Source organism: Mesorhizobium sp. M0296, from assembly GCF_040321675.1.
Lineage (GTDB): Bacteria > Pseudomonadota > Alphaproteobacteria > Rhizobiales > Rhizobiaceae > Mesorhizobium.
Window position 1 is genome coordinate 124,419 of sequence record NZ_JAMYRZ010000004.1, and the last position, 20,460, is coordinate 144,878.

At 61.1% G+C, this 20,460-nt stretch carries 21 protein-coding genes and 1 tRNA gene; 12 read left to right on the forward strand and 10 right to left on the reverse strand.

Translation table 11 applies throughout. The features are described from left to right. Window positions 1-22: 22 nt before the first annotated feature. The gene (locus NKI97_RS06225) at window positions 23-1,915 is read left to right on the forward strand and encodes a L,D-transpeptidase family protein (protein WP_352448895.1); all 1,893 of its coding nucleotides are present in this window, start codon (window positions 23-25) and stop codon (window positions 1,913-1,915) included. A gap of 11 nt (window positions 1,916-1,926) precedes the next feature. On the opposite strand, the gene NKI97_RS06230 is transcribed toward NKI97_RS06225, so the two are convergent. Both NKI97_RS06230 and NKI97_RS06235 read right to left on the reverse strand, forming a co-directional pair. Further along, window positions 1,927-2,403, reverse strand: a complete 477-nt coding sequence (locus NKI97_RS06230) for a hypothetical protein (RefSeq protein WP_352448896.1) — start codon at window positions 2,401-2,403, stop codon at window positions 1,927-1,929. Window positions 2,404-2,531: 128 nt separating this feature from the next. After that, the gene (locus NKI97_RS06235; protein ID WP_352448897.1) at window positions 2,532-2,783 is read right to left on the reverse strand and encodes a PepSY domain-containing protein; all 252 of its coding nucleotides are present in this window, start codon (window positions 2,781-2,783) and stop codon (window positions 2,532-2,534) included. 138 nt (window positions 2,784-2,921) lie between these two features. Between NKI97_RS06235 and NKI97_RS06240 the strand changes: the two genes are divergently transcribed. Further along, the gene (locus NKI97_RS06240) at window positions 2,922-3,254 is read left to right on the forward strand and encodes a hypothetical protein (RefSeq protein ID WP_352448898.1); all 333 of its coding nucleotides are present in this window, start codon (window positions 2,922-2,924) and stop codon (window positions 3,252-3,254) included. Window positions 3,255-3,288: 34 nt separating this feature from the next. Here NKI97_RS06240 and NKI97_RS06245 read toward each other — a convergent pair. Both NKI97_RS06245 and NKI97_RS06250 read right to left on the reverse strand, forming a co-directional pair. Further along, window positions 3,289-3,363 (reverse strand) — tRNA-Val (locus NKI97_RS06245). Between the two features lie 103 nt (window positions 3,364-3,466). After that, the gene (locus NKI97_RS06250) at window positions 3,467-4,150 is read right to left on the reverse strand and encodes a phosphoglycolate phosphatase (RefSeq protein ID WP_352448899.1); all 684 of its coding nucleotides are present in this window, start codon (window positions 4,148-4,150) and stop codon (window positions 3,467-3,469) included. A gap of 144 nt (window positions 4,151-4,294) precedes the next feature. On the opposite strand from NKI97_RS06250, the gene rpiA reads away from it, so the two are divergent. The 3 genes from rpiA (at window position 4,295) to gor (ending at window position 7,097) form a co-directional block, all read left to right on the forward strand. After that, window positions 4,295-5,026 carry a ribose-5-phosphate isomerase RpiA gene (rpiA, locus tag NKI97_RS06255; RefSeq protein WP_352448900.1) on the forward strand — a complete coding sequence of 244 codons (732 nt, stop codon included), beginning with the start codon at window positions 4,295-4,297 and terminating at the stop codon, window positions 5,024-5,026. Further along, complete coding sequence (locus NKI97_RS06260; RefSeq protein WP_352448901.1) at window positions 5,013-5,591, forward strand: DUF2059 domain-containing protein; 579 nt, start codon at window positions 5,013-5,015, stop codon at window positions 5,589-5,591. The genes rpiA and NKI97_RS06260 overlap by 14 nt, the downstream gene beginning before the upstream one ends. A 117-nt stretch (window positions 5,592-5,708) precedes the next feature. Then, entirely contained in the window at window positions 5,709-7,097 is a 1,389-nt protein-coding gene (gor, locus tag NKI97_RS06265; RefSeq protein ID WP_352448902.1) for a glutathione-disulfide reductase, read from the forward strand. 57 nt (window positions 7,098-7,154) lie between these two features. On the opposite strand, the gene mgtE is transcribed toward gor, so the two are convergent. Then, a complete protein-coding gene (gene mgtE / locus NKI97_RS06270) occupies window positions 7,155-8,519 on the reverse strand; it encodes a magnesium transporter (protein ID WP_352448903.1) in 1,365 nt (454 codons plus the stop codon). Window positions 8,520-8,790: 271 nt separating this feature from the next. Beyond that, window positions 8,791-10,680, reverse strand: coding sequence for an ABC transporter ATP-binding protein/permease (locus NKI97_RS06275; protein ID WP_352448904.1), 1,890 nt, complete (start codon window positions 10,678-10,680; stop codon window positions 8,791-8,793). 628 nt (window positions 10,681-11,308) lie between these two features. On the opposite strand from NKI97_RS06275, the gene NKI97_RS06280 reads away from it, so the two are divergent. Next, window positions 11,309-11,743, forward strand: a complete 435-nt coding sequence (locus NKI97_RS06280) for a hypothetical protein (protein ID WP_352448905.1) — start codon at window positions 11,309-11,311, stop codon at window positions 11,741-11,743. Window positions 11,744-11,749: 6 nt separating this feature from the next. Here the strand turns inward: NKI97_RS06280 and NKI97_RS06285 are convergent, their stop codons facing one another. Beyond that, entirely contained in the window at window positions 11,750-12,427 is a 678-nt protein-coding gene (locus NKI97_RS06285; protein ID WP_352448906.1) for a DsbA family oxidoreductase, read from the reverse strand. A 23-nt stretch (window positions 12,428-12,450) separates the two neighbouring features. Further along, window positions 12,451-14,238, reverse strand: coding sequence for an extracellular solute-binding protein (locus NKI97_RS06290; protein WP_502907075.1), 1,788 nt, complete (start codon window positions 14,236-14,238; stop codon window positions 12,451-12,453). Between the two features lie 264 nt (window positions 14,239-14,502). On the opposite strand from NKI97_RS06290, the gene NKI97_RS06295 reads away from it, so the two are divergent. Continuing rightward, the gene (locus NKI97_RS06295; protein ID WP_352448908.1) at window positions 14,503-15,132 is read left to right on the forward strand and encodes an invasion associated locus B family protein; all 630 of its coding nucleotides are present in this window, start codon (window positions 14,503-14,505) and stop codon (window positions 15,130-15,132) included. Between the two features lie 123 nt (window positions 15,133-15,255). Here the strand turns inward: NKI97_RS06295 and hspQ are convergent, their stop codons facing one another. Together hspQ and NKI97_RS06305 are read right to left on the reverse strand one after the other, a co-directional pair. Continuing rightward, complete coding sequence (hspQ, locus tag NKI97_RS06300; RefSeq protein ID WP_352613626.1) at window positions 15,256-15,579, reverse strand: heat shock protein HspQ; 324 nt, start codon at window positions 15,577-15,579, stop codon at window positions 15,256-15,258. Window positions 15,580-15,800: 221 nt separating this feature from the next. Then, a complete protein-coding gene (locus NKI97_RS06305; RefSeq protein WP_352448910.1) occupies window positions 15,801-17,009 on the reverse strand; it encodes a UbiH/UbiF family hydroxylase in 1,209 nt (402 codons plus the stop codon). 61 nt (window positions 17,010-17,070) lie between these two features. Here NKI97_RS06305 and NKI97_RS06310 point away from each other — a divergent pair, with 61 nt between their 5' ends. Genes NKI97_RS06310 through NKI97_RS06330 form a run of 5 tightly spaced genes read left to right on the forward strand, consistent with a single transcriptional unit; the run spans window position 17,071 to window position 20,445 of the window. Next, window positions 17,071-17,526 (forward strand): hypothetical protein, encoded by a 456-nt coding sequence (locus NKI97_RS06310; protein WP_352833133.1) that lies wholly within the window; start codon window positions 17,071-17,073, stop codon window positions 17,524-17,526. Between the two features lie 15 nt (window positions 17,527-17,541). Beyond that, window positions 17,542-18,009, forward strand: a complete 468-nt coding sequence (locus NKI97_RS06315; protein ID WP_352833136.1) for a DUF2182 domain-containing protein — start codon at window positions 17,542-17,544, stop codon at window positions 18,007-18,009. A gap of 13 nt (window positions 18,010-18,022) precedes the next feature. Next, window positions 18,023-18,637 carry a DUF1326 domain-containing protein gene (locus NKI97_RS06320; RefSeq protein WP_352448912.1) on the forward strand — a complete coding sequence of 205 codons (615 nt, stop codon included), beginning with the start codon at window positions 18,023-18,025 and terminating at the stop codon, window positions 18,635-18,637. A gap of 35 nt (window positions 18,638-18,672) precedes the next feature. Continuing rightward, a complete protein-coding gene (pcsA, locus tag NKI97_RS06325) occupies window positions 18,673-19,449 on the forward strand; it encodes a phosphatidylcholine synthase (RefSeq protein ID WP_502894951.1) in 777 nt (258 codons plus the stop codon). 18 nt (window positions 19,450-19,467) lie between these two features. Then, complete coding sequence (locus tag NKI97_RS06330) at window positions 19,468-20,445, forward strand: quinone oxidoreductase family protein (RefSeq protein WP_352833139.1); 978 nt, start codon at window positions 19,468-19,470, stop codon at window positions 20,443-20,445. Window positions 20,446-20,460: the final 15 nt, after the last annotated feature.

Genomic DNA, 20,460 nt, shown 5'->3' on the forward strand with positions numbered 1-20,460 from the left:
GTTCAACCGGAGCGGGTGATCCATGAAAGTCCTTGGAAACAAAGCAACCGTGCTGCCGTTTGCGGTGGCCGCGGCAATGCTGGCCTTCGGGGCGCCGAAGGCTGAAGCGCAAGGGTTCTTCGACATGCTTTTCGGCGGCGGCGTCAAACACGCACCGCCGAAAAGTGACTTTCCGCCGCCACCGTCAAAATACAAGCCGAAGCCCAGGGCGCCGGCCGCTTCCGGTGGTGGTGCGCAAATCAGCAGCCCGTCCTATTATACCTACAAGAGCGATCCGCTGGTGCGCGTCGATTTTTCGGCACTGTCGGCAGCGCCTGAACCAGCAACGCCTCAGGACGCTGCTTTCGAGCCGGCGGCCACCGGGGCTGCATTCCGCGAAGCCATTGCCGGCCTCGACGGCTATGACCTCTACGCCGAGAAGGACATCGCCAAGGCGCTGATCGCCTATTACTCGGCCAATCCGGATTTCATCTGGGTGACGGGAACCAGTCCCAGCAGCCGTGCCCAGGATGCCGTGCGGGTGCTGGGCGAGGCCGCGAGCTACGGCCTGACGCCCGCCGACTACACCGTGGAAGTTCCGGCAGCAGGCACATCGGCGGGCAATGTCGATGAACGCCTGAAAGAGCTGGTCCGCTTCGAGATGGCGCTGTCGGCGCGTGTCCTGCGCTACGCCCGTGACGCACAAAGCGGCCGCGTCGATCCCAACCGCATGACCGGCTACTACGATTTTCCGCCTAAGCCGCTCGACATGGAAGGGGTGCTGAAGACGCTGGCCCATACCCAGCAAGTGCGCACTTATCTCGAGTCACGGCATCCACAGAATTCCGAGTATCAGGCGCTGCGCGTCGAACTGGAAGCGCTCCAGGCCAGCGCCGAAGACGAAATCACCATCGATCCCGATCTGCTGTTGAAGCCGGGGCAGACCAGCCCCGAGCTGCCGAAGCTTTTGACAAAGATCGCGCGCAATCTCGATGACGAGATGGGCGGCGCCTATGGCGAGGTTCTGGCGAGGCTCGCTACCAGCGAGGTCTACGATCCGGAGCTGGTGCCGGTGATCAAGGCGGTGCAGGAACGGGCCGGCATGAAAGGCGACGGCGTCATCGGCCCGCGTACCGTTGCATCGTTGGCCGGAACGTCCAAGGCCGACAAAGTTCAGAAGGTTCGGGTTGCGCTCGAAGAGTTGCGCTGGTTACCTTCCGACCTTGGCAGCCCGCGCGTCTTCATCAACCAGCCGGCTTTCACCGCGAGCTATATCGATGATGGCGAGGAGAAGCTGAAGACCCGCGCCGTGGTTGGCAGGCCGACCAACCAGACTGCTTTCTTCTATGACCAGATAGAGCAGGTCGACTTCCATCCCTATTGGGGCGTGCCGCAATCGATCCTGGTCAACGAGATGCTGCCGCGGCTGCGCCGGGATCCTGGCTATCTCGACCGCGCCGGCTACGAGGTGGTCAATGCCCGCGGCAAGCGCATTCCCTCGTCCTCGGTCAATTGGGGCGCCTACGGCGCAAAGATACCCTACGGCGTGCGCCAGCTGCCGAGCGAGGCCAATGCGCTGGGCGAGCTGAAGATACTGTTCCCCAACAAGCATGCAATCTACATGCACGATACGCCGCAGAAGTCGTTTTTCCAGCGCGACATGCGTGCGCTCAGCCATGGCTGCGTTCGCTTGCAGGATCCGCGCGGCATGGCCGCTGCCGTGCTCGGCACCTCGGTCGACTACATCGAGGACAAACTGAAACACGGACATTCGACCGAGGACGTGACACGCAAGATCCCGGTCTATGTCGCCTATTTCACCGCATGGCCGGACCTGTCTGGCAAGGTCGAATACTTCAACGACGTCTACGGCCGCGATACAAGGCTGCAGCAGGCGCTCGACAGCACGGAAGCGGTGCGTTCGCCGGCAAGCTGACGAATGCGGTTCTAGCGCTGAAACAGTGGACGCCGAAAACCGGCATCGCGTCCGGCGATGAGCCAATAGACCAAGCCCGCGACAACGCCTGCGGCGGCAATGATGCCGATATCGGCCCAGCGCTCCGGGTTCGTGTCATCCGGTACACTGGGCCAGATCAAGGCGAAGCCGCCAACCGCGGCCGCCGCGCCGAAGACCATATGCAGCCAAAAACTGCGCAGCGAGAAAAACTCGGCAATCAGTGCGAAGATCAGCGTCTGCAGGCCGGTCAGCACGATCGTCAGAAAATAGATGAACATGCCGAGCGGCGGCAACAGCAGCACCGCAACGGGGGTGACGCCCATGACGTCGAAATAATTCGGCGCATTTGGCAACGAACTCAGCCCGCCATAGATCGCCGCCACCGCGATCAGCCCAACCAGTACCGCTATGAAATAACCCGCGAGCATCATCAGAAAGCGTTTCAATACGTGCTTTACCGTCGCCATGCCCACCCCCCGCGCGCAATGATAGCACTCAGTCAGCCATCAAAGTCATATCTACGCAAGCGTGTGCCGAAGGCCGGGGGCCTTCGAGGCGCGCCATTTTTTAGAATCTGGACCGTTGGCGCCCAGCTTCATTTCGGCGCGGCTGTCACCGGATCGTAGGTGATTTCGACTTTCGCCTTGTCGTCCGTGTAGTAGGTGACAGTGTAGGCGCCGCTGTCCCAATCGATTTCCTTGATGTAGCGGAAGTCGTCGCGCTGCTCGACCTTGGCGATGATTTCCGACAGCTTCTTGGCATTCTGCGGCGGCACCGGATTTTCGTCCGCGGCAAAGGCCGATCCGCCGACAAGCAGCACGGCGGCCGCCAAAACAAGTCTGGACATGGCTTTCCCTCACATCTCGATCAGCAGAAACTCGTTTCTATGCAGGTTTGTTCCGGGATAGCGGACCGTTGCGCTATAAGGAGGCGCCGTCCGTACCTGATTTATGGCTGCCGAAAGAAAGGCAGCTCGCTTAAAATCATGATGCGTCGTCTCAACATCGCGGCCATAATAGTGCCGGCGGTCATTCGGGGGGTCTACATACAAATGCGTCATGCCATTATATTTGTACTTTCCATACTTTCCGTACCGGCCGTTTCGATGTCTGTGCAGAAAGCTGCAGCGCTGGAACCTGAACGCTATACAGTCTATTGCGCCGACGATCGTATCGAGGTTTCGTTCTGGGATATCGAGCAGATGAAGGTGCGGGCCGGCTCCGACGTTTGTCAGTTCCAGAGCTATACGAGCTACAGCAGCGCTTTGAATTTCGCCCAAAAGAATTTTGGCGGCGAGGGGGCGACCTGCAGCTGCTAGCCGCTCCGGCTTGGAATTGACTCAGGAAAGCAGATGGTGGGCGATGCAGGGATTGAACCTGCGACCCCACCCGTGTGAAGGGTGTGCTCTCCCGCTGAGCTAATCGCCCGCTCGTTGCCCGAAGGCCAAGCGCGCCGCGATATAAGGGAGGCCGGCCTGCTAAGTCAACCACTTGTCGGTCGGCATTTGGCGGTCCGCCCGATGGGCAGCTTTCAGCCTTCTGCCGCGGCCATCAGCCCTTGTACCAGATCGAGCGTCAGCGAATCGAAATGCGAGATCACCGCCGACGGTTCGAACTCTCGCACATGACGGTCGGTGTAGCCGAAATCGACTGCCACCACCGGAATCCCGGCGGCCTTTGCCGTGTCGATGTCGGTCTGCGAATCACCGACCATCAGTGCACGGTGCGGGTCGCCGCCGGCGCGCGCGATGGTCAGCGTGAGATGGCGCGGGTCTGGCTTGCGGAACGGAAAACTGTCCTGGCCGCAGATCGCCGCGAAATGCCTGGTCATGCCGAGCGCCTCGATCAGCGCCACCGAATTGGCCTCGTATTTATTGGTGCAGATGGCCAGCAGGTAGCCGGCCGCCTCGAACCGCGCGATCGCCCCGGGGACGCCGGGATAGGGGCGCGATTTGCCGGGGATGTTAACGGTGTAATGGTCCAGAAACAGCTTGAGCAGGCGATCGTGCTCCTCCACTGCCAGCGACCTGTGCTGCGCTGCGTGGGCGCGCTCGATCATCACCCGGCCGCCATGGCCGACGAAGCGCCTGAAGCCGGCTTCGTCGACGGCCGCGAGCTGGCTGGCGGCAAGGCTGTGGTTGAGACTGTCGAGCAGGTCCGGCGCCGTGTCGATCAGCGTCCCGTCGAGGTCGAACACGATGATCGGTCGGGTCATGGCCTGTCCTGTGACAATTTGATTGCCGGCAGGCGATAAACGCTGCGGCCCGTTCAGGCAAGCCGGCTTATCCACCGCGGGCAAGGTCCTTTGACCAGCCCGGCAAAAATGCTACGAGCGCCGAAACAAATCTCGGGACCCGGCATGGATGCGAGGCAATTGAAGGTTGAGGCCGCGCGGGCAGCGCTTGCCCATGTCACGGATGGCATGCGGCTCGGCATCGGCACCGGCACCACAGCGGACGAGTTCGTACGGCTGCTCGCCGACAAGGTCGCCACCGGCCTGACTGTCATCGGCGTTCCGACCTCGGAGCGCACCGCCGTCCTTTGCAGCGAGCTTGGTGTGCCGCTGTCGACCCTTGAGGAAACGCCCGAGCTCGACCTCACCATCGACGGCGCCGACGAGATCGATCCGGCGCTGACATTGGTCAAGGGCGGCGGCGGCGCGCTGCTGCGCGAAAAGATCGTCGCGGCGGCCTCCGCCCGCATGATCGTCATCGCCGACAGCTCCAAGATGGTCGAGATGATCGGCCGTTTTCCGCTGCCCATCGAAGTCAACCGGTTTGGCCTGCGCGCCACCGAAATTGCGGTCGGCGCGGCGGCTGCAAACCTTGGCCTTTCCGGCCCTGTTACATTGAGGATGACGGGGAGCCAGCCATTTGTTACAGACGGCGGCCATTTTATCCTCGATGCATCTTTTGGCCGCATTCCGGATACAAGAGCGCTTTCGAATGCTCTCCACGCCATTCCGGGCGTGGTCGAGCATGGTCTTTTCATCGGGCTGGCATCAACGGCCATCATAGCCGGCGGCGACGGCATCCAAACCGTCCATGCCGCCCGAAAATCAGGGAGTTTTACCGATCATGATGTTGCATAACCGGGTTGGCCGCTTTTTTGCCATTCTGGCGGCCTCGGCCGTTTTCGCGTTTTCGTCGCCTGCGTTTTCGCAGGACGTCACCGATGCGCATTTGAAGGCGGCGCGCGCCGCCGTCGCGGCGATCCATGCGACGGATACGTTCGACAGCATCCTGCCGCAAGCGGCCGCGGCACTGGAGCAGCAGCTGATTCAGAAGAACCCGGATATGCAGGAACTGATCGCCAAGACGATCAACGAGAAGGCGATGGCCTTGGCATCGCGCCGCGCCGACCTGGAAAAGGAAGCGGCGCTCGCCTATGCAAAGGTATTCTCGGAAAAGGAACTCAATGAAATCGCCGCCTTTTACAATTCCGATTCCGGCAAGAAGCTGCTCGACAACGGCCCGATCGTGACGCGCGAACTGGTGAAGGCTGCCGAGATCTGGCAGAACGGCCTGGCTCGCGATCTCGCCCAGCAGGTCGGCGAGACCCTGGGTGCAGCGGCGAATGCCAAGGCGCCGGCTGCACCTGCCGACGGTACCGCTCCGGCCGATGGCGCAGCTCCCGCGGACGCTACACCGAATTGATTGCGGACTTCCGAGCCGCCTGACCGCCACTGGACCAAAAGCCCGGCAAGTCCGGGCTTTTCTTTTGATAGTCGGCAGCCTACCTGTCTCGGGGTTTGAGGGGCAAGGAGTTCAGCCATGGCCGGTTACGACTACGATCTTTTCGTCATCGGCGGCGGCTCCGGCGGGGTGAGGGCGGCGCGCGTCGCGGCCGCACTCGGCAAGCGTGTCGGCATTGCCGAGGAATACCGCTATGGCGGCACATGCGTGATCCGTGGCTGCGTGCCGAAGAAGCTCTATGTCTACGCCTCGCAATTCCCCGAGCATTTCGCCGACGCCGCCGGTTATGGCTGGACGGTGCCTGAGGCGCGTTTCGACTGGCAGACGCTGGTCGCCAACAAGGACCGCGAAATCAGCCGGCTGGAGGCCATCTACAAGAAGAACGTGCAGGGCGCCGGCGGCGAGGTCTTTCATTCGCGCGCCACCCTGGTCGATCGGCATGTGGTGCATCTTCTCGGTGAGGATCGCACCGTTACCGCCGACCAGATCCTGATCGCTACCGGCGGGCGACCGGCGCCGCATCCGGCATTGCCCGGCCATGAGCACTGCATCTTTTCCAACGAGGCCTTCGACCTCAAGGAACTGCCGAAGGCAATCATGATCGAGGGCGGCGGCTATATCGCCGTCGAATTCGCCAACATCTTTCACGGCCTCGGCGTCGACACGACGCTGGTCTACCGCGGCAAGGAGATCCTCAGCCGTTTCGACATGGACCTCAGACGCATGCTGCACGACACGATGGAAAAGAAAGGGATAAAAATCCTCTGCCACGCCGTGTCCGAGTGGGTCAGGAAGCGGCCTGACGGCCGGCTCGACGCGCTTGTCACCGGCGGCACGGTGCTGACGGTCGACCAGGTCATGCTCGCCATCGGCCGCATTCCCAATACCGAGAACATGGGCCTGGAAGGCGTCGGCATCGAGATGACCAAAACCGGGGCAATCCACGTCGACGAATACTCCCGCACGAACATCGACAACATCTGGGCAATCGGTGACGTCACCCATCGCGTGCAATTGACGCCGGTGGCAATCCACGAGGCGATGTGCTTCGTCGAGACCGCCTTCAAGGACAAGCCGACGGCGCCCGACCATGACACGATCGCTACCGCAGTCTTTTCGCAGCCCGAGATCGGTACGGTCGGCCTGTCGGAGGATGAGGCGGCAAAGCGCTTTTCGAATGTTGAAATCTACCGCGCCACCTTCCGGCCGATGCGGCACACACTTTCCGGCCGCGACGAAAAGATGCTGATGAAGCTGGTCGTCGACGGCGCCTCGAAAAAGGTCCTCGGCGCCCACATTCTCGGGCCGGATGCCGGCGAAATGGCGCAGCTTCTCGGCATACCGCTGAAGGCCGGCCTGACCAAGGATGATTTCGATCGCACCATGGCGGTGCATCCGACTGCCGCGGAAGAACTCGTCACCATGTACAAGCCGACTTACCGGGTGAGAGATGGTGAGCGCGTCTGACGCGACGACAACCCATCGCGGCAACGAAATTGCCGCGATGGAAGTGCGTGAGTTTTCTTACAGCAACGTTCCGCGCAGGATCGCCAGCGCCACAGAAAAATAGATCACCAGCCCGGTGACGTCGACCAGCGTGGCGACGAACGGGGCCGATGCGCTGGCCGGGTCGAAGCCCATGCGCTTCAGGGCGAACGGCAGCATCGATCCAGACAACGAGCCGAAGGTGACGATGCCAACCAGCGTGGCGCCGATGGTCATTGCGATCAGCGGCCAGTGCGGGCCGTAGTCGTAGAAGCCGAGATACTGCCAGAGCGCGATGCGGCAGACGCCGACCACGCCAAGAATCGAGCCAAGCACCAGGCCGGTGGGCAGCTCGCGCAATGCCACCCGCCACCAGTCGCCAAGGCCGATCTCGCGCAGCGCCAGCGCCCGGATGACGAGCGAGGTCGCCTGCGAGCCGGAATTGCCGCCGGAGCTCATGATCAATGGAATAAATAACGTCAGCACGATCGCCTTTTCCAGCTCGCCCTCGTAGCTCTGCATCGCGTTTGCGGTCAGCATCTCGCTGATAAACAGCGCGCACAGCCAGCCGGCGCGTTTCTGGATCATCGCCAGAAAGCCCATCTTCATATAGGGCTCGTCGAGAGCCTCCATGCCGCCGAAACGATGCACATCCTCCGTCGTTTCGTCGATCATCGTGTCGATAATATCGTCGATGGTAACGATGCCGAGCAGTTTGCCGTTGTCCACGACCGGAACGGCGAGCAGATCATATTTCGAGATCAACTGAGCAACCTTTTCACTATCGGTCAGCGGTGAAACGGTGATAGGCGCACGATCCGGCGCGATTGCCATGATCAGCTCGTCGGGCCCGCCAGCGATAAGTCGACGCAGGCTGGTCGAGCGCAACAGGACATGCGTTTGCGGATCGACGATGTAGATCGCGTAGACGGTTTCGCGCGTCCGCTCCACCTTGCGGATATAATCCAGCGTGCGGGCCACGCTCCAGTCCGGCGGCACGCTGACATATTCGGTCGTCATGAGCGAGGCGGCGCTGCCTTCGGGATAGCCGAGAATGGCAAGCAGCGTCGCGCGCAGCGGTGGCGCCAGGCCACCAAGCAGTTCGGAACGAGCCGGCTCGTTCAGATCGCGCAGTATGTCGGCGGCGCGGTCGACCGACATGGCGGCAAGCAGTCTGCCTGCCTTGATGCGGGGCAGCGCCTCGACCAGTTCGGATGCGCCGTCGAGTTCAGGCTGGTCGAAGATCTCGACCAGCCGCTCGAACGGCACTTCGCAAAGCAGCTCCGATGCCGTCTCGCGGGGCTCCTGGTTCAAGGCCTCGACGATGTCGGCGACGTGTTCGTTGGCAAGTACGCGAGCGATGGCGATGGCATCGCCGCCCGCGACAGGGGAAAACTCGTTCATGGCTCACTCCTTGCCGTCCGGCAGGACGTGAGCCTGTCAGGCCACGTCAAGCGGACGGCGGTTGCGTTCGACTGTGACTGTCGCCAGGCATGGCGCGGTGACCTTTCTGCTCGCGGGTTCGAGTTGAGATTCTGCAAGCCGGCGCAACATAGGAGCGCGCCTTGCCGAGTCAATCGCGAGAGCGGGTTAAAACGGCGGCAAACCGGCGGATCGCGAGACTGTGATCGGGCGACGTGGCAGGCTGGCTGGACGCTGGCAATGGTGCCCGCGGCTATCTCTGCTTCAGCCGGCGGGGAAAGCGCAGCCATTTGTCCTCGGCCGGCCGTGTCGGCTGCGTGAGGATGGTGGTGAGCTCGACCGGCAAGCTCGGAACCAGCGGCTTCTTGGTAGCGACGCCGTCGGCGATCGCAACCACGCTGTGGTAGAATTCGGTGCCCGCGAGCGATCTCGGCGGCGTCGCCTCATGCATGATCGAGATCACCGTTGCATCAGGGCAATTGTCCTTGATCGCCTGATGGAAGGCGATCCGTCCTTCGGGATCGAGCGCGCCGGTGGCTTCATCGAGGAACAGCAATCCCGGCTGCTGCAGCACGATGCGGGCGACAACCAGCTTCTGCTTCTGCCCACCCGAGAGAACCTGATCCCAGATCTTTCCTTCACGGCTCTCATCAGCCAGATGCTCGATGAAGTCGCCGAGACCGGCCTTGTGCAGGGCGGATGCGACCTGCACGTCGGCGTAATCATGCTCGGAACCGGGCAGGCAGACCAGTTGCTTCAGCGAAACCTGCTGCAGCTTCACCTCCTGAGCGGCGTAGAAACTCCTGACCCCTTCCGGGAAGACGATGGTGCCGCGGCCATAAGGCCACAGGCCGTTGATCGCCTTGATCAGCGAGGTCTTGCCGCAACCGGATTCGCCCTTGAGGAAAGTCCACTCGCCACGCCGGAAGCGCAAGTTCGCGGCACTCAGGAAGGGCGTTGCGTCCTCGCCCTGATGCGCCAGTTCGAGCTTCTGGATGGTCAGGCCGAACACCGGGTTCTGGTGGTCGTAGCGGAACTCGGATCGGCCGGTCTGCTGATAGAATTCCTGCGGGTGCTGGACGTTTTCGATTGCCTGCGCCAATTCGATGACGCGCTGGCTGTTGGCGCGCAAGGTGGCGATCTCCGGCATCACATGGATGAACCACGAACAGTTGCTGATCAGCTTATCGACCTGGCCGGAAGCTGTCAGATAACCCTTGAGGTCGAGGCCGTTGTGGATGAAGGGCACCAGCCCGGGCCCGAAAGCGACAATCTTGGCACCGATGAAATTATAGATCAGCTCGAACGAGGTGTAGCCGGTATTGACGATGTTCAGTCTGGCCCAGGTACGGTCAATGTCTGCATAACGCTGGCTGTGTACAGTCTTCTGCACATTCTCGCCCTGCGATGCGGCGACATGAAAACTGCGGCGCAGGAACGTGATCAACTCGCTGCGGTAATTGCCTTCGGCCTGCTGCATTCTGACGTTTAGCCACTCCAGCATTCGGCCGAGTTTCAACGCGATCCAGGTGTTGAACGGCACATAGACAGCGATTGCCAGGAGAGCAAGGACGGCGCTGCCGTAGCTGCCGAGAAACTCCAGCCCCTTCACCTCGACAGAGTTTTTCAGCAATTCGCCGCCGAGAAAGTAGAACGAAGCGAAGACGCCTAGCACACCCGAAGCAAGCCCGATGGCTCCACCGGTCATGGCCTTGATGGATTCCTGCACGCGCTGGTCGATATTGTCGGGAGCTGCATTCCCGGAAGAGCCATGCTGGGCATGGAAATGCGAATGATTGGAGTCGAGCAAGGCCTCGTTGAATCGGCTATCCAGCCAGCCACGCCATTTGCGATGCAATGTCTTGGAAACAAGGTTGCGAATGCCGGCAATAACCAAGTCCTTGAGCACGACCAGCAGCACCAGCCAACCGGCGTTGGTCAGTATTGTCTTAAGTGGCGTCGTGTTCGCGGCATCGTGGAAAAAAGCGATCGAAGCCGCCAGCTCGGCCCCAGCCACCGTAAACCAGACGTCGGCTTTGCTGGACAGCGCGATGATCAGCGCGATCACCAGCGTCAGCGTCCAGGCTTCCCTCCAGCGGTCCGAGAACCAGTAGACCCGCATCAGCCCCCAGAAGCTGCGCATCGAAGATACGGGCGTCAGGGGCGACTGCCTTGCGGCACCGCGGAGCCATTTTTCCGATATTGAATGTCGCGTTGGTCTATCGACCCGAATCACTATCCCGCCCAAACGATTTTTCTTTTGTTACGGACAGTAACACCAATTGATCATTTTCCATTAGCTTTTCACCAGTCGCAGGTGGCTTAGCTTGCCGGCCGTTGCAGTGGAGCAACAGAATGAATGATCACGGCGCTGTGCCGTCACGTTTCGAGGGGCGGAATACCAACGCAATTTCAAATAGTTACTTGCCTGCGCCCGAGCAAGTAGAGATCTTCCCCAAGGGAAGGTCTTCACACAGCTTTGTGAACATAGAAGCGCCTTCCAGCGGCCGATCTTCACAGCCTGAACCGCCTTCACGGCCAGTCCGGCCTCGTCGGCGGCCAGGACGTGACCGTATGATTCGTGTTTGAAGCCGCCTTGTCAGGAACCCGTAATCGGCCAAGCAATGACTTTGCCGACACAGTCCAGGATGCGGATCAATATCAATTGGCCCGTGCTTTTTTAAAAGCGCGCCCAAACCTCGTTTGACAAAGATGCGCTTCGGATCGAACCTGCCGGACGCATCCAGGTTTGAACCGGGGGGAAGTTCTTCATGCTTGCACGGACATTGTTTGCGGCGATGCTCGCAACGTTCGCCTGGCTGCCGCAAACATATGCCGGCAGCCAGGCCGTTCCCGCAAACGCCGAGGGACAGATCGAGTTCAACACGCCGTCCGGCAATATTGGCTGCATCTACACACCGAAGGGCGGCACCAGCACCTACGAGCCGCAGGATGGCGGACCGGAACTGAGTTGTTCGCGCGTCGAGCCCAGCTACGTCACGATCATCCTCGGCCCGAAAGGCCCGGCGACGCTGATCAAGAATCCGGGCGAGCAAGGCTGCTGCGGCGGCGTCACCAGGCTGGCCTACGGCAACAGGTGGAGCAAGGGGCCATTTTCCTGCCAGTCATCCACCAAGGGATTGACCTGCACCGGCAAGCATGGCCATGGCTTTTTCGTCAGCAAGGCCAAGGTGACCGTGAAATAGTCCGACTCAGTTCGCTGTTTCCAGTTCGCCGCGTGCCTTGGCCGCGGCGACCTGGCGGAGTGCATCGGCGAGCGTATCGGCGTCCTGGGCACCCATCACCGCATATTTGCCTTCAAGCAGAAAGCACGGCACACCCGATATGCCCATGCGCGAAGCGGTGGCGATTTCGGTGCGCACGGCCTCTACATCGGCGTCGGTCGGCAGAAGCGTTTCGACCACGGACGCATCCATGCCGGCCTCGCGGGCGGCTTCGATCAGCACGGCATGATCGCCGAGATTGGCGCCTTCCTCGAAATTCAGCTGGAACAGCCGGCGCACCAGCCGGTTCTGAATGGCCTCGCCGGCCGTGCCGGCCCAGCGAATGAGACGGTGCGCATCCAGCGTATTGGGCGCGACCTTGATGGCGTCGAATGCGAAGGAGATGCCTTCAGCCTCGCCCAGCGGTTCGATCCGGGCATGGATTTCGCGGATGCGATGCTCGCTGCCGAATTTCGCCACCATATAGTCGCGGCGGTTCTTGCCTTCGGGCGGGATTGTTGGGTCGAGTTGGAAGGGCCGCCAGCGTATGTGAACGTCGATATCGACGGCGGCAATCGCCTTGTCGAGCCGTTTCTGGCCGATAAAGCACCAGGGACACACGACGTCGGAGACCACATCGACGGTAATCGAGCTCTCGTCGTTCATCTTGATCTCCTGTTGTGAAGAGGTCACTTCGGTTTGCGCCACCAGGTCGGCAACTGATAACCGTATATGGGCGTCTTTTGCGGATGTTCCAGATAGTTCCAATAAGCGAGCCATTGCTGGTTGTTGTGCTGCGTCGGCACCATGTAATTGCCGGAGATCAGCAGCCGGTCGAGAACGCGGACGGCCGCTACATAGTCCTCCTTCGAACGAGCTCTCAGCATCGCCTCGATCGCCGCATCCACTGCGGGGTCGGCGACACCCGCCAGGTTGAACGAGCCTTCGGCCTTGGCGGCAGCGGATCCCCAGCGCCCGGTTTGCTCGATACCGGGCGACAGCGAGTTGTTGAAACCGGTCGAGCCGACCAGCACCTCGAAATCGAAACGCTGCTTGCGCGACTGGATCTGATCACCGTCGAGGCTGCGGATGCCGACATCGATGCCGAGCTTCTCAAGGGTGCGCTGATAGATAGCGGCAAGTCGCTCTTCGTCCTGCGAGGCGGTCAGGATCTCGAAACCGAACGGCTTTCCCTCGGGATCGAGCATCGCGCCGTCCTGCACCGTATAGCCCGCGCTCTTCAGCAGCTCGAATGCCGCCTTCAGCACCTTGCGGTCCTGGCCGGAGCCGTCGGTAGCGGGCGGCCTGTAGGTGCCGTCCATGACATCTGCGGGCACTCGGCCGGGGTAGGGGGCCAGCAGGGCCTTTTCCTTTTCGCTGGCCGGGTGGCCGAGCGCGGACAGCTCGGAATTCTGCCAAAAGCTCATCGTGCGCGTGTATTTGCCGCCGAACAGATTCTTGTTGGCCCATTCGAAATCGTAGAGCATGCCGAGCGCGCGCCGCACGACCGGATTGGAAAATTTCGGCAGCCGCGTGTTGAACAGGAAACCGTTGACCACCGGCGGAATGCCGGTATCGAAAGTTTCGGCGATGACCTCGCCCCTGTGGAAGGCCGGAAAATCGAGATCGCGCTCGCGTTTGACCGGGTCGCTGTCGTCGTCAATGGCGCAGATGCCTTTCTTGAACGCTTCCTGCTTGGCGTTGGCGTTGAGGAAATATTCGATGGTGATCTGGTCGTAATTGTCGAAGCCGCGCTTGGACGGCACGTCCTTGCCCCAATAGTCCGGATTGCGCTTGAACACGATGCGCTGACCGGGCACGACTTGCGCCACCGTGTAAGGCCCGCTGCCGATCACCGGCTTTAGCGTCGTCCTGTCGAAGGTGTCCTTGTTGAAGGCGTGTTTCGGGATGATCGGCGTCAGCGCAATGATCAAAGGAAATTCGCGGTCGGCCTTGTCGTTGAAGGTGAAGCGCACACTGCGGTCGCCGGTCTTTTCGAGCTTGGCAATCGCTTTCATTCGCTGGCTGTAAGGTGGGCGGCCCTTCTCGGTGAAGACGTCATAGGTAAACAACACGTCTTCCGGCGTCACCGGCTCGCCGTCCGACCATTTGGCGTTGGGATCGAGGTGGAATTCGATGCTCTTGCGCTCGGGATCCATGTCGGCGGTATCGGCGAGCAGGCCGTAGAGACTGAAGGCCTCGTCGTAGTTGCGCTGCATCAACGGCTCGAAGACAAGATTGCCAAAGGCTTGATCCATCATGCCGCGCGCGGTGGTGCGCAGGCTTCTCAGGATGAACGGATTGAGATTGTCGAAGCTGCCTACGACGCAATAGGTAATGCTGCCGCCTTTCGGCGCGTCGGGGTTGACGTAGTTGAAATGCTTATAGTCGGCCGGCAGCGCCGGCTCGCCCTGCATGGCAAGCGCGTGCTTCGGTTCCGACAGGGCCGGCTGCAGGGAAAGGCCGACAAACAACATTGCGGCGATCAGCCAAACGACAACGCGGCCCATGACCGTCTCCTTCCCGATTCGATGCGCAGCATACATGAGCCGGTCGTGCACCGGCCAACCCCTTGAGCCTATCCTTCGGCCAAGATTCGCGAGACCCGGGCTGGATTCGGCACCGCTTGCAGTGTAACACGCCGTCCGAAGTCATTCTGTTGCCTCATTTCGGCAACAGGTAGCTGGACCACACGGCATGAAAAAAGCCGGTTCCGGGATCATTTGAGAGGAATGCACGACATGACGAGCCTGAACAGCAACGCGTACCGCCTGTCGGTCATGGCCGCTGGCGTGGTCGGCATTCTGGGCGCCGGGATTCCCGCTGCTTCCGCGCAGCAGCAACAGCAGATTCCGCAAGGCTGGTTCAAGGCCTGCACCAAGCAGGAAGACGTCGACATCTGCAATGTCCAGAACATCACCACCGCCGGCAACGGCCAGCTCATCACCGGCGTCAGCCTGATCGAATTGAAGGGCAAGGTGAACCGCAAGGTGTTCCAGGTGACGGTTCCGACCGGCCGTCTCGTTCCTCCCGGCATCGGCCTCCAGATCGACGGCGGCAAGGCGCAGAAGCTCGACTATGTGATCTGTTTTCCGGATCGCTGCGTGGCGGAAGTGCCGCTGAGCGATCAGCTTGTCGCATCCTTCAAGAAGGGATCGGCGCTGACGCTCACCTCGGTCAATTTCCAGAACCAGCCGAACCCGATCAAGATTGCGCTGACCGGCTTCAGCGGCGCCTTCGACGGCCCGCCGCTGCAGCAGTCGGACATCGAGGACCGACAGAAGAAGCTCCAGGAGTTCGTCGCCAAGAACAATCAGGATTTTGCCAAGAAGCTCAAGGAAGAGCAGGAAAAGGCGAAGGCCGCCAACTGATCGACGGGTTTTCGAACCAACAAAAAAGCGGGGTTCATGCCCCGCTTTTTTCGTTTGGACCGGCTGTTTGTCGGGTCCAGCCATGTCTCAAGCCTGTCCCAGTCCAGCCAGATCCCGGCTAAGTCAATGTCTCAATTGGTACTTCGGCTCGTAGCGCCCGTCAGGCTTCTTGTCGAACATTTCACCAATCTGCGGATGCCGGACCGGTTCGCCCGACCGGTCCTCGAGTAAATTCTGCTCGGACACATAGGCGATGTATTCCGTTTCGGAATTCTCGGCGAGCAGATGATAGAAAGGCTGGTCCTTGCGCGGCCGCACGTCAGCGGGGATCGCCTCGTACCATTCGTCAGTATTGGCGAATTGCGGATCGACGTCGAAAATGACGCCGCGGAACGGAAACAGCCGGTGCCGAACCACCTGTCCGATCGAGAATTTGGCTGTCTTCATCGCACTCACCACTTGAACTTCTTGAACGCCACCCATCCTGGAACACGCAAGGAACGCTCCAGGACTTTAGATTCTTACGCACCGGTCCGGCAAAGACTGGCCCAGACCTTAAGGTCGACATCGTCATTATTTGGCGCATACGCCGCGTCAATTCAATCCCGATCCCCTTGATGCCGGGTTGAGCATCGCGAGATGCGGATCAAGGGCGGTGGCCAAGATCGCTATCGCTCAGCCGGTTTTCGCAATCCGCCAAAAAACGCCGCAAAACCGCTGCCGGGTCGAAGACCCTCACGCATGAAAAACGCCCGTAACGGCGCAAACCCCTCAAGCGCGCCAAGGCCAGCGCTGCGCACCATCTGAGCCGGCAGCATGTCGGAAAGCAACGACATGTTGAGCAGGTTGACCGCGCTGCTGCGCGCCAGAATGTCCGGCCGCCGCTTGAAATCATAGGCTGCAAGCGCCTTGGGGGCGCCCGGGTCCGAGCGGTTTCTGCTTGCGGCACCAATCAGGTCGTCGATGTCCCGGATGCCGAGATTGAGGCCCTGCGCGCCAATTGGGGGAAACACGTGGGCGGCTTCACCGACAAGTGCCACGCGGCGATGCGCAAACCGCCACGGGCTCACCGCTGAAAGGGGGTAGACCTGCCGGCCGGGCTCAACCGACACGCGGCCCAACATCGATTGCATCCGCTGTTCGACCCGCGTCGAAAGCTCGGCGTCGTCGAGTGCTGCAAGGTCCTTGGCGATATCGGGTTCGAGCACCCAGACAAGGCTGGACCGGTTGCCGGGCAGGGGAACCTGTGTGAACGGACCGGTCTCGGTGTGGAATTCGGTCGAGGTGAAGGCATGGTCGCTGCGGTGACCGAAATTGAGCACCAACGCCGCCTGCGGATAGGATCGGATCGAGGTGCGGATGCCGGCTGCCTCGCGGGCCGGCGACTGACGGCCATCGGCGGCAACTGCCAACGATGCCTCAACCTCGCTGCCGTCGGCGAGAACGGCATGGGCATGGTCGGCATCGAGGCGCCATGCCTCCACCATCGACTTTCGCCATTCGATGCCCGAATGCGCGACAGCCTCGGCTAGCGTGCGGTTGAGAACGCTGTTGGGCAAGTTCAGCCCGAATTGCTCTTCGTTGATCTCGCTGGCGCGAAAGGTCACTGTCGGGCTGCGGATCAGCCGGTTGGTTGCGTCAACGATACGCATCACCTTGAGCGGCGCTGCGTGCGGCCTGATTCCGTCGAAGATCCCTAGCCGTTCGAACATCTTCAGGGCAGGGTTCATCAAGGCTGTCGTCCGGCCGTCGGGGCCGGCTGCATCGGGTCCGACGAGCGTCACGGGAAAGCCCGCCTCGGCAAAGCCAAGCGCCGCGATCAGCCCCGCAGGGCCGCTGCCGGCGACCAGTATCCGTGCTGTTTCCCGATGGTTCAAATTCGACTTCCGGATTGCGAGGTGAGGCCCGTCCGACCTGCTGGTCCATATAGGTCAGGTGATGCGGCTTGATCAACGCGGCGATTCGGCCCATTCGGTTGCCATGACCGGCCAACAAGACGATTTCAGCCATCTCGACGGCACCGGCCGCGCGATGGCGAGCGTTGCGCGCAGCCCTCGACTGACGGTGAGCGTCGTTGCCGGCATGGGCATCGCCCTTGCCTGGCTCCTTCTCGGCGCAATGGCAGTTCGTGGTGCCGTAAGCCGGCTCCCGGGCACCGATGCACCCGGCGACACGATGCTGGGGAACCTGCCGCAGCTGCCGCTGCCGGATTTCCTTGCGCGTTTCTTCGCCCTTTGCCTGGCGCCGGCGCCGCTTCGCGCAAGCGTAGGGGCGCAAGGCGGGGCACTCACCGCGATGTGGCTGTTGATGGCCATCGCGACCATGCTGCCCTCCGCGGCGCCGATGATCCGCACCTATTGCGAGATCGCAGATACCGCCAGGATCAAGGGGTAACCCGTTGCCCATCCGTTGATCCTTGTCGCTGGATATTTGAGCGTCTGGCTTGCCGCCTCGGCAATATTCGCTGCCCTGACGCTCGCAGTCCATGCATTCGTGTCATCCGGGCAGATGCTCGATCCGCTGCTTGGAATTGCCGGAGCGGCCGCGCTGTCGATCGCTGGCCTCTATCAGTTCAGCTGGCTGAAGAAAGCCTGTCTGGAGAAGTGCAGAAATCCGTTCTCGGTCCTGTTCGCCAACTGGAGCGCCAGGCCCATTCGCATTTTCCGGCTCGGTATGGAGCAGGGCCTGTGGTGCCTTGGATGCTGCTGGGCGCTGATGCTGGTAATGTTTGCCGTCGGTGTGATGAACGTGTTCTGGATGGCGCTGATCGGCTTGTTCAGCCTGGTCGAAAAACAGACGGCAGGCAATCTGCCGACGCGGTTGGGCGGTGCGATACTGCTTGTCTGGGCAGCCGCGCTACTAGTAGTCTCGGCATGAGGGGGAGAATTCGATGACAGATCAAAACTGGGCAATGAAGGGAGAGCTCATCCTTTCCTGCAATTGCACGGTTTTTTGCCCTTGCGTTCTGTCGCTCGGCAATCATCCGCCCACGGAAGGCTATTGCCAAACCTGGGCGGGGTTCCGGATCGATGCCGGCCATTTCGGCGAGGTCGACCTGTCCGGTCTCAATCTTGGGCTGGTCATGGAAATCCCCGGTTATATGAGCCGCGGCAACTGGACGGCGGGCCTGTTCATCGACAAGCGCGCCTCGGTTTACGCTGTGAAGGGACTGACGAAGATATTCACCGGCAAGGCCGGTGGAACCACATCGCTGCTCTCCATCCTGGTCGGACAGTTCCTCGGCGCCGAGCAGGTGCCGATCACCTACGAGACGCGTGCGAAAACACGCATCTTTCAGATACCGAAGATCATCGATGGTGCGGTGACGCCAATCACCGGCAAGGATCGCGACAAGGATGCGATCATCAGCAATTCGGAATACTGGATTGCGCCGGAAATCATCGTCGCCAAATCCGACAAGAGCAAAATGCGGGCCTTTGGCCGCAACTGGAACTTTGCTGGCCGTTCGGCCGAAATCTGCAAGCTGGACTGGCGGGGCCCGTGAGCAAGAAGACGACGGCCAGGAAAATCGCCGACCGGATTCCGCGGCCGAAGAAGAAAGTCACATGGCCTCAGGCGCGGGCGTTCTCGGTCCATCTCTTGACCGCGTCGGGCTCATTCCTGGCGTTTCTGTCGCTAGTGGCAGCAAGCGAGCAGCGCTGGACGGCGATGTTCTGGTGGCTGGGGCTGGCGCTTTTCGTCGACGGCATCGACGGGCCGATCGCCAGGAAGCTCGATGTCAAGGAAATCCTGCCGACTTGGTCGGGCGAACTGCTCGACAACATCATCGACTACGTGACCTACGTGTTGATTCCGGCCTTCGCGCTCTATCAGCGCGGCTTCATGGGCGAGCGCCTGTCGTTCCTGTCGGCGGCGATCATCGTGGTGTCGAGCGCAATCTACTATGCCGATACCGGCATGAAGACGAAGGAGAATTTCTTCAAGGGCTTTCCGGTCGTCTGGAACATGGTGGTGTTCACGCTGTTCGTCATCGAGCCCGGACAATGGGTTTCTTTCGCGGTGGTCGTGGTGGCCGCCATTCTCACCTTCGTGCCGATCAATTTCATCCATCCGGTGCGGGTGAAGCGGCTGCGGCCAATCAATCTCGGCATGACGCTGCTTTGGTGCGCTTTCGGCGCGCTGGCGCTGGCGCAGGCCGCACTTGCCTCCTTCTACGACCAGATCGGCGTGCTGGGCGAGCAGGTCAGCGATTTCATCAAGTTCGGGATTACGTTCACCGGGCTTTACCTCGCCTGCATCGGCGCTATCATGCAGTTCTTCCCAAATCTCGGCGCCAAGCCGGATAAGAAAGCCTGATCCCAAGAGAGCCAGAAAATGTCCAAAGCGATCCGCATCCATGCCCATGGCGGCCCGGAGGTCCTGACCTATGAGGATGCCGATCCCGGGCAGCCGGGCTCGGGACAGATCCTGGTCAAGCATACCGCGATCGGTCTCAATTTCATCGACGTCTATTATCGCTCTGGCCTTTATCCGCCGCAGGGCGGATTTCCGCTGATCCCTGGCGGCGAGGCGGCCGGCGTGGTCTTGGATGTCGGCTCGGATGTCGACTGGCTCAAACCCGGCGATCGCATCGCCTACGCCGTGACGACCGGCGCCTATGCCGGGCAGCGCGTGATCGCCGCCGACCGCGTGGTGAAGGTGCCGGACGGCATCAGCGCCGAACAGGCCGCAGCCATGATGCTAAAGGGCATGACCGCCGAATATCTGTTGCGCCGTACATTCAAGGTGAAAGCCGGCGACACGATCCTGTTTCATGCGGCGGCCGGCGGTGTCGGGCTGATCCTCGGCCAATGGGCCAAGCATCTCGGCGCGACAGTGATCGGCACGGCGAGTTCCACCGACAAGATCGAGCTCGCCAAGACGCATGGCTTCGACCACGTGATCAACTATCGCGAACAGGATTTCGTGGCCGGCGTTGCCGCTATCACCGGTGGCAAGAAATGCGACGTTGTCTACGATTCAGTCGGCAACGACACATTTCCAGCCTCGCTCGATTGCCTGCGGCCGCTCGGCACTTTCGTCAGCTTCGGTCAATCGTCTGGGCCGATCCCGCCCTTCAGCATCTCGTTGCTGGCGCAGAAGGGCTCGCTGTTCGCAACGCGGCCGACGCTGTTCGTCTATAATGCCAGGCGCGAAGACCTCGAGGTTTCCGCCGCCGCCTTGTTCGACGTGGTGCTCAGCGGCGCCGTCAAGATCAAGATAAACCAGCGTTACGCGCTCAGCGAGGCCGGCAAGGCGCATTCCGATCTCGAAGGGCGCCGGACCACCGGGACAACAATACTTATCCCTTAGGCGCCCGCCGTTTCG

Coding starts and splice junctions, on each gene's coding strand:
- NKI97_RS06225 (WP_352448895.1), top strand. CDS start 23: ATGAAAGTCCTTGGAAACAAAGCAACCGTGCTGCCGTTTGCGGTGGCC.
- NKI97_RS06230 (WP_352448896.1), bottom strand. CDS start 2,403: ATGGCGACGGTAAAGCACGTATTGAAACGCTTTCTGATGATGCTCGCG.
- NKI97_RS06235 (WP_352448897.1), bottom strand. CDS start 2,783: ATGTCCAGACTTGTTTTGGCGGCCGCCGTGCTGCTTGTCGGCGGATCG.
- NKI97_RS06240 (WP_352448898.1), top strand. CDS start 2,922: ATGATGCGTCGTCTCAACATCGCGGCCATAATAGTGCCGGCGGTCATT.
- NKI97_RS06250 (WP_352448899.1), bottom strand. CDS start 4,150: ATGACCCGACCGATCATCGTGTTCGACCTCGACGGGACGCTGATCGAC.
- rpiA (WP_352448900.1), top strand. CDS start 4,295: ATGGATGCGAGGCAATTGAAGGTTGAGGCCGCGCGGGCAGCGCTTGCC.
- NKI97_RS06260 (WP_352448901.1), top strand. CDS start 5,013: ATGATGTTGCATAACCGGGTTGGCCGCTTTTTTGCCATTCTGGCGGCC.
- gor (WP_352448902.1), top strand. CDS start 5,709: ATGGCCGGTTACGACTACGATCTTTTCGTCATCGGCGGCGGCTCCGGC.
- mgtE (WP_352448903.1), bottom strand. CDS start 8,519: ATGAACGAGTTTTCCCCTGTCGCGGGCGGCGATGCCATCGCCATCGCT.
- NKI97_RS06275 (WP_352448904.1), bottom strand. CDS start 10,680: ATGCGCAGCTTCTGGGGGCTGATGCGGGTCTACTGGTTCTCGGACCGC.
- NKI97_RS06280 (WP_352448905.1), top strand. CDS start 11,309: ATGCTTGCACGGACATTGTTTGCGGCGATGCTCGCAACGTTCGCCTGG.
- NKI97_RS06285 (WP_352448906.1), bottom strand. CDS start 12,427: ATGAACGACGAGAGCTCGATTACCGTCGATGTGGTCTCCGACGTCGTG.
- NKI97_RS06290 (WP_502907075.1), bottom strand. CDS start 14,238: ATGTTGTTTGTCGGCCTTTCCCTGCAGCCGGCCCTGTCGGAACCGAAG.
- NKI97_RS06295 (WP_352448908.1), top strand. CDS start 14,503: ATGACGAGCCTGAACAGCAACGCGTACCGCCTGTCGGTCATGGCCGCT.
- hspQ (WP_352613626.1), bottom strand. CDS start 15,579: ATGAAGACAGCCAAATTCTCGATCGGACAGGTGGTTCGGCACCGGCTG.
- NKI97_RS06310 (WP_352833133.1), top strand. CDS start 17,071: ATGCGGCTTGATCAACGCGGCGATTCGGCCCATTCGGTTGCCATGACC.
- NKI97_RS06320 (WP_352448912.1), top strand. CDS start 18,023: ATGACAGATCAAAACTGGGCAATGAAGGGAGAGCTCATCCTTTCCTGC.
- NKI97_RS06330 (WP_352833139.1), top strand. CDS start 19,468: ATGTCCAAAGCGATCCGCATCCATGCCCATGGCGGCCCGGAGGTCCTG.